Raw genomic sequence first — 9,448 nt, 5'->3', positions numbered from 1 at the left:
GAGGGGGAGGAGAGAGGGGTCGCTCGTGACGACCCGACCACTTTACTCCGTGTTCTCCCAGGTTCGTGTGCGGGCGGCCCCAGGACGGGGGCAGCCCGCAGTGGTTCAGCTGCGCAGCGAGCGGAGGAGCAGAGCGGTCGAGACCGCCGCCTCGGCCGCCTCGCGCCCCTTGTCCTCCTTCGAGCCGGGAAGGCCCGCGCGATCGATGCCCTGCTGCTCGGTGTCGAGGGTGAGCACGCCGAAGCCGACCGGCTTGCCCGTCAGGATCGAGACGGTGGTGAGCCCGGAGGTGGCGGCGTCCGAGACGTACTCGAAGTGCGGGGTGCCGCCGCGGATGATCACGCCGAGGGCGACGACCACGTCGGCCCCCGCCTCCAGGGCCGCCTTCGAGGCGACGGGCAGCTCGAACGAGCCGGGCACGCGCACGAGCGACCAGGATGCTCCGGCCTCGTCGAGGGCTCGGCCCGCTCCGGCGATCAGGCCGTCGCTGATCTGCTCGTGCCAGGTGCCCGCGATGACGACGACGCGCAGTCCCGCGCCGTCGAGAGGGGAGGTGGTGGGGGCGCCGCTACCGGCCATTGCTACTCCTTCGTGGTGGCGCCGGCGATCCCGGCGTCGAGGGCGAGGCCGGAGATCCCGGCGTCGAGGGGGTCGTGGTCGAGGACGCTGTCGAGGGTGTGGCCCATGCGGTCGCGCTTGGTCTCGAGGTAGCCCTCGTTGAAGGCGCCGACTCCGACGACGAGCGGCACGCGCTCGGCGACGACGATGCCGCGGTCGGTGAGCTGGCGGACCTTCTCGGGGTTGTTGGTGAGCAGGCGCACCTCGGTGAGGCCGAGGTCCTCGAGGATCCCGACCGCCGCTCCGTAGTCCCGCGCGTCGGCGGGGAGCCCGAGGGCGAGGTTCGCGTCGAGGGTGTCGAGGCCGTCCTCCTGCAGGCGGTAGGCGCGCAGCTTGTTGATCAGGCCGATGCCCCGGCCCTCGTGACCGCGGAGGTAGACGACGACGCCGCCGTCCCGCTGGATCGTGTCGAGGGCGGCGTCGAGCTGGGGCCCGCACTCGCACTTCAGCGAGCCGAACGCCTCGCCGGTCAGGCACTCGGAGTGCACGCGCACCAGGGCGGGCCGCCCCGCGGCGACCTCTCCCGCGAGGATCGCGACGTGATCCGCTCCGGTCTGCCGGTCGCGGTAGGCGCGGATCCGGAACGGGCCGTGGGTGGTCGGCACCGTGGTCTCGACCTCGAAGCTCACCCGCGCGCTCTCCGGGACCGCGACCGTGACGGGCACCTCCGCGTCGCAGTGGAACTCCTGCAGGTACGCGATGAGGGCCGCGACCGTGGTCACCGGCACGCCCTCGCGCTCGCCGAGGGCGATCAGGCCGGGCAGCCGCATCATCTCGCCGTCCTCGGCGACGATCTCGGAGATCGCGCCCACGGGGTACAGGCCGGCGAGCTTCATCAGGTCGACCGCCGCCTCCGTGTGCCCGTCGCGCTCGCGCACGCCGCCGTCGACGGCGCGCAGCGGCAGGATGTGGCCGGGGCGGTTCAGGCGGGAGGGGGTCGCCTCGGGGTCGGCCAGCACGCGGAGGGTGTGCGCGCGGTCGGAGGCGCTGATGCCGGTGGAGAGCCGGTCGGCCGCGTCGACGGACAGCGTATAGGCGGTGCCGCGCGGGTCCTCGTTCTCGACCACCATCAGCGGCAGGGCGAGGCGGTCGGCGATCTCGTTGGTCATCGGCGCGCAGATGAACCCGGAGGAGTGGCGGACCATCCAGGCGATCGTCTCCTGGCTGGCGAGCTGGGCCGAGACGATGACGTCGCCCTCGTTCTCGCGGCCCTCGTCGTCCGCGACGATGATCGGGCGCCCGGCGCGCAGCGCCTCGACGGCCTCGGGGATGGTGGCGAGGCTCATGAGCGGGCCTCCGCGATCGAGCGCAGTGCGAGCATCCGCTCGACGTGGCGGGCCAGGACGTCGGTCTCGATGTTGACCTGATCGCCGATCGCGCGCGCGCCCAGCGTGGTGACGGCGAGCGTCTCGGGGATCAGCGAGACCTCGAACCACTGCTCCGGCTCGGCGGCGGGGCTGATCGCCGAGACGGTCAGCGAGACGCCGTCCACCGCGATCGAGCCCTTGTCGACGACGAGCGGAGCGATGCCGGTCGGCAGCGAGAACCGCAGCACCCGCCAGGCCTCGCCCGGTGCGATCGCGAGCAGCGTCGCCGTGCCGTCGATGTGGCCCTGGACGATGTGGCCGCCGAGCCGGTCGCCGACCAGCGCGGCGCGCTCGAGGTTCACAGGGTCGCCGACGCCCACGGTGTCGAGGGTCGACATCCGCAGGGTCTGCGCCATGACATCGGCGGTGAAGCCCTGGTCGGTGTGCTCGACCACGGTGAGGCAGACGCCCGAGACCGCGATCGAGTCGCCGTGCCGCACGCCCTCGACGGCGAGGGGCCCGCGGATGCTGAGGCGGATCGCGTCGGCGCCCGCCTCGACAGCGGTCACGACGCCCTTCTCCTCGATGATTCCGGTGAACATCAGTGGGTCTCCATCTGCAGGGCGTGGGGGAGGCGGGCCGGGGTGCCGGCACCGCCCGCGGGGAGGACGTCGGGGCGCGCGGTCACGAGGAGGTCGTCGCCGAGGATCTCGACCGAGCGGAGGGAGAGGCGCCGGGCCCCGCCGATGCTCTCCACGCCGAGGTCGCCGAGCGCGAGGCGGGGGCCGCCGAGGAGCGCGGGCGCGAGGAACACGAGGTACTCGTCGACCAGTCCGGCGGCGACGAGCGCGGAGGCGAGGGTCGGTCCGGCCTCGACGTAGACGCTGCGGATCTCGGCGGAGTAGAGGTGCGCGAGGACCGCGGCGAGGTCGCGGGTGCGCTCGACCACGACGGCGCGGGGGTGCTCGTGCAGGCGGGCGCCTGGCGGCACGGGGCGCGTGCCGACGACGACGGGCACCGGCTGGTGGGCGAGGAGCTCGCCTCCGTCGCCGCGGGCGGTGAGCGCGGGATCGTCGGCGAGGACGGTCCCGGTGCCGACGAGGATCGCGTCGTGCGCGGCACGCTGCTCGTGCACGCGCTGCCGGGCCGCCGCTCCGGTGATCCAGCGGCTGCTGCCGTCCGCCGCCGCGGTGCGGCCGTCGAGGGTCGAGGCCCACTTGAGCGTGACGAAGGGGCGGTGCAGGCGGGTCGCGGTGAGCCACGGGTGGAGGAACTGCTCTCCCTCCTCGGCGAGCACGCCCTCGATCACCTCGACGCCGGCCTCGCGGAGGGTGCGACCGCCGCCGGCCGAGCGCTCGCCCGGGTCCGGCACAGCGTAGACGACGCGGGAGACGCCCGCCTCGATCAGGGCGCGGCTGCAGGGACCCGTGCGCCCTGTGTGGTCGCACGGCTCGAGCGAGACGACGGCCGTCGCGCCCTCGGCGGCGCCCGCCGCGACGTGCGACAGGGCGTCGACCTCGGCGTGCGCGGTGCCGGCTCCGTGGTGCCAGCCCTCGCCGAGGACGGTGCCGTCGGGCGCGAGGATCACGCAGCCCACGCGCGGGTTGGGTCCGCGGGCGGGCCCGCGCTCGGCGAGCGCCAGCGCCCGGCGCATCGCGTGCTCGTAGTCGATCGTCATTCCCGGTTCTTCCGTTCGTCGCCGAACTCCGGGGTCTCGATCGACGGTGCGCGGGCACCGTCGCTCAGCATCGCGCGGTGATGCGCGACGCTCGTGCTGCCTCTCCTCCGGACTTTCACCGTCGGTCCTGGAGTTCCACCAGGTCAACCGCCGCCCCTCTCGAGGGGCTGCGGCTCGCGGACTGTGACCGCCGGTTCGGAATTCCCACCGACCCCGGAGCACGTGCTGTCCGGTCAGCCTACTCACCCGCCGCCCGGAGGGAGCCTCCGCGCGTCACACTCCCGGCGCACGGTCGGCGCCGTGCGTCCCGGAGCCCGTCGGCGCTGCGGTCGCCCGTCGTCTCCGCACGGTGGACGGCCGCGCTGCGTCCCCTCCGTCGATCACTCTTCGTTTGCCGTAGAGGTCGGTTGCATCCCAAATTGTATAGTCCGATCGTTCGACTCCGGTTGGCGTATACCGGCCGGGCTGGTCAGACACGGAATGTCCTCCACCGGCGACGGAGATTTTCGCCGCTCAATGGCGCGACGAGAATCTCCGTCGATCGAGGCTCCGAGGTCAGCTCTCCCGCTCCTCCGCGCGCATGCGCCTCCTAGCGCGTCGAGCTACCTCCACGGTAAAAGCAGTGAGGACCAGTCCCGTTCCAGGCCCGACGAAGGGCGTGAGAACGGCGCGTGCATCGGTGAACCAGAACAGAAGCAATAGAACCGCTGTACCGCCGAACAGCAGAAGCGCCAATCCTCCAAGGATGGGATTGCGCAATTCTCGGCGCATCGCCCGACTGAGATCGTGATCAGAGGCCATTGAATCTCCTTCGCTGTTCTTCGCGCGCTCTAACAGCGCTGGATGACCGGGTGCAGAGAGCCACCTATAGTGAGGTAGCGTGCGCCGAGGCACTGGCCAGAGTTGTTCGCTTGAACTGCGGCGACGTGGAATACGGCGCCGTAAGCGCCGCACACCGCTCCGAGGGGGGCGAATGCGGCCGTCATTGATCCGCACAGTAATCCTGCCGCTGCTGCGGTGGATTGCGACGCGGTTTTCGTCTCGGTTCTGTTGAGCATGATTGTACAGAATGCGATGTCACAGGCGAGGCTGGGGTCGGCGACCACGGGATAGGATGCGCCCGTGTGATGCACTCTCTGCACCAGCGTGCCGCCGTCGATCGAGAAACTGGTCCTGACAGGAGCGCCGGTGGAATCTGAGGCCCAGGCCGGATTTATGAAGTTGACGGTCCGTCCGTGTGAATCCTTCACCGCAACCGAGTGATCGATGAACTCAAGGATGGCGGGTTCTCCATCCACGGTCACGTCGAATCTGTAATCAGATGGGGCTGCCTGGTCCTTGATGAGAGCAAAGCCCGCATTGAGAACATGGCCTGCCCCTGTGAACGCGTAATCGTAGGAGTCGCTCATGTTGTAGACGAGCGCGCCTGAAGGCCCGACGCTCGCCGATCGGACAGCGGTTCCTGGAGTGATGCCGACGCTGTGGTTCCTGTATTCGACCGTGAGGCCGGACTTCGTCGAGAGGGAGCCGCTCGGCTCCAGGTGCTCTGATTCGGAGCTTAGTCGAGCGGCGCGTTCACTGGAGGCGGCGATAGGCGTGAGCAAGCCGAAAGATTGCATTGTCGATTCTGCTGTTCGGGTCGCTGTGACGACTCCCGGATCGGCCGTCGCAGGTGTCGCGACCAATGAAGTGAAAGCAAGTACGGTGCCCATGAGCAGCGCTCGAACCGATCTTCTGGCGCCTGGCAAGAACATCTCCTTCTCTCAACGTCATCTTTGACACCAGTCACAATTGCAGGGTTATCGCAGATCATCAATGATCGGGCGGGTTCCAGAAGTCCGATGGCGCGTTCGGAGGACCATTCGCCTAATGGTGTCCTCGGCGGGTCGCTCTCGTCGAGTCCCGCGCGGCAGAGGACGCCCTACTCAGTGCCGGTGCTCGTCCACCCAACGCGGGAAGGGGTCCGCGTACTCCGCCCAGGCGGCGGGGCCGGCCAGCAGCTCCTCGGGGGTGAGCAGGCAGCTCTGCAGGACGGCGGTCAGCCTCCCGGTGTCCAGGCCCGTCCCGAAGAAGGCGAGCTCCTGGCCGAGAGGCGCGTCCTCGTCCCAGCTGAGCAGGCTGGTCGGGTCCAGCGTCAGCACGTCGCCGGCGACCGACCACGAGCCGACCCGGTCGGCGCGCGTCGCCAGGCGCACCAGGCCGCGGGAGCGGAGGATGCGGCCCACCTTCTCCGCCACCAGCTCCCCGTGGACCGCCGTGCTCAGGCGGCCGGGGTGGAAGGGCAGCGGATCGCGGAACACGAACTCCTCGACGGTCGTGCCCGAGGCGCGGCGCCGCGAGGTCCCGTTGAGGGCGCACTGCCAGCCCATCGAGGAGGCGATCGCGTGCGCGCGCCGGGGGTGGAGCCTCCGTGGCTCCGCCGGGAGCTCACCGGCGGGGAGCAGATCGGCGGTGGGGGCGAGTGCTCGCAGGAGGTCGCGGACGAGTGCGGTCCGCTCGGGGTCGCTGTCGGAGAGGGGCTCGGCGAGGGCGATGAGGCTCGAGAACTCCAGGCGGGCGGCGAGGCGCTCCGCCGGGTCGGACGAGGGGCCCGCGCCGCCGCAGAGCACGCGCAGGATCTCCTCTGTCGACGTCACGGCGACCACGTCGAGGATCGCGATGCGGGTGTCGGCCGGATGCCGCTGCGCGCAGAGGTGCTCGAGGACGAGTCCGATCTCGAGCGGGTCCGCCTCGGCGTCGAGGGCGACGACGGTGTGACCGCGGTGACCGTCGTCGGCGTCGGCGGCGAGGCGCCGGTGCAGCTCCTCCGCGAAGGCGGGGCCGTCGGCGCCGGGCAGGTCGACCTCGAGGTCGATCCGGGACTCGGGCCTGCCGGCGAGGAGCGCGGCGGTCCGCGCGGCGTCGTGGGGCTCGGTCGCGCTCACGAGGGTGACGGCGAGTGCGGGGGGTGCGGGGTGGCGGGGATCCATGAGCCGCTACTCTATCGATAACAGTTCTCATTAACGACAGGAGCATCCGTGAAGGTCCGCAACTCCCTCAGGTCGATGAAGGCGCAGCCCGGCTCGCAGGTGGTCCGCCGCCGGGGCCGCGTCTTCGTGATCAACAAGCTGAACCCGCGCTTCAAGGCACGTCAGGGCTGAGCGCCGACGGGAGGGTGCGAGCACTCCCGTCGCGCACGGCCTCAGTGCTCGTCGTAGTGGCCGGCGTGAGCGGCGTGCTTGTGGCCGTCGTGGACGAAGTCGACGTGGTCGTCGTGCTGCACGGTCTCGTGGCCGCAGGCGTCGCCGTGCTCGTGGTCGGCGGTCGAGTGCTCGGCCTCCGACTCGTGCTCGTCGTAGTGGTCGCCGTGCAGGGCGTGGTGGTGCGTGCCGTGGACGTAGTCGACGTGGTCCTCGTGCTGCACGGCCGGGTGGCCGCAGCCCTCGCCGTGCTCGTGCTCGGTGACGGGGTGCTCGGCGTGGAGATCGGTGGTGCTCATTGTGCTGCCTTTCCGGATGCGGGGGCCGCGGACGCGACGGGCTCCAGTCGACCAGATCCATAAACGCATTGCAATGGATGCGCCTAATCGAGAGCGATCATCGTTCCCGACAAGGACGGAGGTCACCCCTCCAGGGCGTGCCGGACAGCGTCGTCGACGATGTGCGTGACGTGGGTGTCGGCGACGGAGTAGTGCGCCTCGCGGCCCACGCGCTCGACCGCGACCAGCCCGGCGGTGCGGAGCATCCGCAGGTGCTGCGAGACCAGCGGCTGCGAGAGCCCGGTCACCTCGGCCAGCCGCCCGACCGTCGACGTCTCCTCGGCGAGGGCCCGGAGCAGGCGCAGCCGGGAGGAGGAGGACAGCACCTTGAAGAGCTCGGCGGCGGGTTCGAGGTCCTCGGTCATCTGCTCATGTAAGCAGAGGTGCATGCGCCGTGTCCGCGCGGCGCCCCGCGCGCCTCCGGCTACCCTCGGTGCGATGGACGAGGACAGGTACGGGCAGGACGTGCTCGCCGGCGACTGGCGCGCCCGCGGCAGGGTCGAGGTGGCGGTGGTCGAGGCCGAGCGCGATCTGGTGGTCGAGGAGGTCGCCTCCGGCTTCGTGGGCGCCGTGCTCGGAGTGGAGCTGCGGATGGTGCGGCTGGAGGACCGGTTCGGCAAGGTCCGCGTGTTCCCGCTGGGGCCCGGGTTCCTCCTCGAGGGGAAGCCCGTGTCGCTCAAGGCGCCCGGGCTGAAGCGCGACGCCGGTCTCGGTCGCGCGCGCTCCGCCTCCGGCTCCTTCCACGTCGCCGACGCGAAGGCGCGGGTCGCCCTGCCCAGCCGCATCTACGTCGAGGGTCGGCACGACGCCGAGCTGGTCGAGAAGGTCTGGGGCCACGACCTGCGGGTCGAGGGCGTCGTCGTCGAGTACATCGAGGGCGTCGACAACCTCGACGAGCTGGTGCGCGGGTTCCGGCCCGGTCCGGGGCGCCGCATCGGCGTGCTCGTCGACCACCTGGTGCGCGGCTCGAAGGAGTCGCGGATCGCCGAGCAGGTCGCCGCCGGTCCGCACGGCGCCCACGTCCTCGTCGTCGGCCACCCCTACATCGACGTCTGGCAGGCCGTGAAGCCCGGCCGGATCGGCCTGGAGCGCTGGCCCGAGATCCCTCGCGGAACCGAGTGGAAGCACGGGATCTGCGAGGCGCTCGGCTGGCCGCACGAGGAGCAGGCCGACATCGCGCGCGCCTGGCAGCGCATCCTCGGCCGGGTGCGGACCTTCCAGGACCTGGAGCCGGCGCTGCTGGGCCGGGTCGAGCAGCTCATCGACTTCGTGACGGAGCCCGCATGACCCGGCGCGCGGGGCTCGGCCTCGCCCTCGACGCCGTGCTCGTCCTGGTCTTCGTGCTGATCGGCCGCGGGAGCCACGACGAGGGGTCGGCGCTGATCGGCCTGCTCACCACGCTCTGGCCGTTCCTGGCGGCGCTCCTGCTCGGCTGGGTGGTCACGCGCTCGTGGCGCTCGCCGGACCGGATCGTGCCCGCCGGGCTCGTCGTCTGGGCGGTGACCGTCGCGGGCGGGATGCTCCTGCGGATCGCCTCCGGGCAGGGCGTGCAGTGGAGCTTCGTGATCGTGACGGCCGTCGTGCTGGCCGTGTTCCTCCTCGGCCGCCGCGCTCTGACGCGGCTGATCGCCCGCCGGCGCTAGGCGGACCGGCGGCTCAGCCCACCCGCACCCCGAAGTGCTCCGCGAACAGCGGCAGCAGCAGGCTGAGCTGCAGCTCGGAGAGGGTGGCGCCGCGGAGGCCGTCCAGCCCGGTGAGCACGTGCAGCTCGGCGCCGCGCAGATCGAGGTGCTCGATCCGGGCCCGGGAGAGATCGAGGGAGCGGACGTCGCAGTCGACCAGGCGCAGCCGCGTGCCGGTCGCACCCGCCAGGTCGAGCTCGTCGATCGTGCAGCGCTCGAGCAGCACGTCGCGCACCGCGGCGCCGCGGAGGTTCAGGTAGCCGAGCTTGCAGTCGGCCATGCGCACCTGCTCCCAGGTGCTCTCGTAGAGCTCGGCCGAGCCCAGCCGTGAGGCGAGCAGCTCGACGGATCGGAGCCGGCTCCGCGGCGCCGAGAGCCCGGGGACGTCCAGCCGCTCGAGCCGCGACTCCGCGATCGACGCGGCCCGCAGCTGGGCGCCGTCCAGGACCACCCCCTCCAGTGCGCACTCGCTGAAGGAGGCCGCGGTGAGATCGGCGCCGGTGAGGTCGGTGCCGGCGAAGCGCAGTCCTTCGGCGTGCTCCCGGGCGCCCGTGTCCCCGGCGTACCCCTCGGCGAGGCCGTCGAGGAGGAGGGGGTCGAGCCGGGGAGGAGCGGTCGCGTCGCGCACGCGGCGAGCCTAGTGCTG

Annotated in this window: 13 protein-coding genes and 1 riboswitch; of the genes, 3 read left to right on the top strand and 10 right to left on the bottom strand. The window is 71.5% G+C overall.

The window, feature by feature from the left end:
- Positions 1-105 precede the first annotated feature (105 nt).
- The 7 genes from ribH to C5C63_RS06140 form a co-directional block, all read right to left on the bottom strand.
- Entirely contained in the window at positions 106-579 is a 474-nt protein-coding gene (ribH, locus tag C5C63_RS06160) for a 6,7-dimethyl-8-ribityllumazine synthase (RefSeq protein ID WP_104325693.1), read from the bottom strand.
- A 2-nt stretch (positions 580-581) separates the two neighbouring features.
- Positions 582-1,904 carry a GTP cyclohydrolase II gene (gene ribA, locus C5C63_RS06155; protein WP_104222225.1) on the bottom strand — a complete coding sequence of 441 codons (1,323 nt, stop codon included), beginning with the start codon at positions 1,902-1,904 and terminating at the stop codon, positions 582-584.
- On the bottom strand, positions 1,901-2,527 hold the full coding sequence (locus tag C5C63_RS06150) for a riboflavin synthase (protein ID WP_104233719.1): 627 nt from the start codon (positions 2,525-2,527) through the stop codon (positions 1,901-1,903). Before C5C63_RS06150 ends, ribA begins: the two co-directional genes overlap by 4 nt.
- On the bottom strand, positions 2,527-3,603 hold the full coding sequence (gene ribD / locus C5C63_RS06145; protein WP_258062884.1) for a bifunctional diaminohydroxyphosphoribosylaminopyrimidine deaminase/5-amino-6-(5-phosphoribosylamino)uracil reductase RibD: 1,077 nt from the start codon (positions 3,601-3,603) through the stop codon (positions 2,527-2,529). The genes C5C63_RS06150 and ribD overlap by 1 nt, the downstream gene beginning before the upstream one ends.
- 91 nt (positions 3,604-3,694) lie before the next feature.
- Positions 3,695-3,827, bottom strand: a riboswitch (FMN riboswitch).
- A gap of 331 nt (positions 3,828-4,158) precedes the next feature.
- Complete coding sequence (locus C5C63_RS16700) at positions 4,159-4,404, bottom strand: hypothetical protein (protein WP_146078468.1); 246 nt, start codon at positions 4,402-4,404, stop codon at positions 4,159-4,161.
- A 29-nt stretch (positions 4,405-4,433) separates the two neighbouring features.
- Entirely contained in the window at positions 4,434-5,222 is a 789-nt protein-coding gene (locus C5C63_RS16695; protein WP_146086362.1) for a hypothetical protein, read from the bottom strand.
- 306 nt (positions 5,223-5,528) lie between these two features.
- Positions 5,529-6,572 carry a GTP-binding protein gene (locus C5C63_RS06140; protein ID WP_104325692.1) on the bottom strand — a complete coding sequence of 348 codons (1,044 nt, stop codon included), beginning with the start codon at positions 6,570-6,572 and terminating at the stop codon, positions 5,529-5,531.
- Between the two features lie 48 nt (positions 6,573-6,620).
- On the opposite strand from C5C63_RS06140, the gene ykgO reads away from it, so the two are divergent.
- Positions 6,621-6,743 carry a type B 50S ribosomal protein L36 gene (gene ykgO, locus C5C63_RS06135; RefSeq protein ID WP_104226896.1) on the top strand — a complete coding sequence of 41 codons (123 nt, stop codon included), beginning with the start codon at positions 6,621-6,623 and terminating at the stop codon, positions 6,741-6,743.
- Positions 6,744-6,784: 41 nt separating this feature from the next.
- Here ykgO and C5C63_RS17350 read toward each other — a convergent pair whose 3' ends face one another.
- Positions 6,785-7,081: a hypothetical protein gene (locus tag C5C63_RS17350; RefSeq protein WP_104222233.1), complete on the bottom strand. Its 297-nt coding sequence runs from the start codon at positions 7,079-7,081 to the stop codon at positions 6,785-6,787.
- A gap of 122 nt (positions 7,082-7,203) precedes the next feature.
- The gene (locus tag C5C63_RS06125) at positions 7,204-7,485 is read right to left on the bottom strand and encodes a helix-turn-helix transcriptional regulator (RefSeq protein ID WP_104222235.1); all 282 of its coding nucleotides are present in this window, start codon (positions 7,483-7,485) and stop codon (positions 7,204-7,206) included.
- 73 nt (positions 7,486-7,558) lie between these two features.
- Between C5C63_RS06125 and C5C63_RS06120 the strand changes: the two genes are divergently transcribed.
- Together C5C63_RS06120 and C5C63_RS06115 are read left to right on the top strand one after the other, a co-directional pair.
- Positions 7,559-8,407 carry a DUF3097 domain-containing protein gene (locus C5C63_RS06120; RefSeq protein ID WP_104319393.1) on the top strand — a complete coding sequence of 283 codons (849 nt, stop codon included), beginning with the start codon at positions 7,559-7,561 and terminating at the stop codon, positions 8,405-8,407.
- Positions 8,404-8,763, top strand: a complete 360-nt coding sequence (locus C5C63_RS06115) for a DUF3054 domain-containing protein (RefSeq protein ID WP_104292286.1) — start codon at positions 8,404-8,406, stop codon at positions 8,761-8,763. The genes C5C63_RS06120 and C5C63_RS06115 overlap by 4 nt, the downstream gene beginning before the upstream one ends.
- 13 nt (positions 8,764-8,776) lie before the next feature.
- Here C5C63_RS06115 and C5C63_RS06110 read toward each other — a convergent pair whose 3' ends face one another.
- Entirely contained in the window at positions 8,777-9,430 is a 654-nt protein-coding gene (locus C5C63_RS06110) for a pentapeptide repeat-containing protein (protein ID WP_104325691.1), read from the bottom strand.
- Positions 9,431-9,448 lie beyond the last annotated feature (18 nt).

The sequence above is a fragment of the Rathayibacter sp. AY1B8 genome, assembly GCF_002932775.1.
Taxonomy (GTDB): Bacteria; Actinomycetota; Actinomycetes; order Actinomycetales; family Microbacteriaceae; genus Rathayibacter.
Note: the sequence above shows the minus strand (reverse complement) of the source record. Positions and strands in the feature narration are given on the sequence as shown.

What these genes read in the sequence shown, in the direction of transcription:
- ribH (WP_104325693.1), bottom strand. Translation starts at nt 579, where the DNA reads ATGGCCGGTAGCGGCGCCCCCACCACCTCCCCTCTCGACGGCGCGGGA.
- ribA (WP_104222225.1), bottom strand. Translation starts at nt 1,904, where the DNA reads ATGAGCCTCGCCACCATCCCCGAGGCCGTCGAGGCGCTGCGCGCCGGG.
- C5C63_RS06150 (WP_104233719.1), bottom strand. Translation starts at nt 2,527, where the DNA reads ATGTTCACCGGAATCATCGAGGAGAAGGGCGTCGTGACCGCTGTCGAG.
- ribD (WP_258062884.1), bottom strand. Translation starts at nt 3,603, where the DNA reads ATGACGATCGACTACGAGCACGCGATGCGCCGGGCGCTGGCGCTCGCC.
- C5C63_RS16700 (WP_146078468.1), bottom strand. Translation starts at nt 4,404, where the DNA reads ATGGCCTCTGATCACGATCTCAGTCGGGCGATGCGCCGAGAATTGCGC.
- C5C63_RS16695 (WP_146086362.1), bottom strand. Translation starts at nt 5,222, where the DNA reads ATGCAATCTTTCGGCTTGCTCACGCCTATCGCCGCCTCCAGTGAACGC.
- C5C63_RS06140 (WP_104325692.1), bottom strand. Translation starts at nt 6,572, where the DNA reads ATGGATCCCCGCCACCCCGCACCCCCCGCACTCGCCGTCACCCTCGTG.
- C5C63_RS17350 (WP_104222233.1), bottom strand. Translation starts at nt 7,081, where the DNA reads ATGAGCACCACCGATCTCCACGCCGAGCACCCCGTCACCGAGCACGAG.
- C5C63_RS06125 (WP_104222235.1), bottom strand. Translation starts at nt 7,485, where the DNA reads ATGACCGAGGACCTCGAACCCGCCGCCGAGCTCTTCAAGGTGCTGTCC.
- C5C63_RS06120 (WP_104319393.1), top strand. Translation starts at nt 7,559, where the DNA reads ATGGACGAGGACAGGTACGGGCAGGACGTGCTCGCCGGCGACTGGCGC.
- C5C63_RS06115 (WP_104292286.1), top strand. Translation starts at nt 8,404, where the DNA reads ATGACCCGGCGCGCGGGGCTCGGCCTCGCCCTCGACGCCGTGCTCGTC.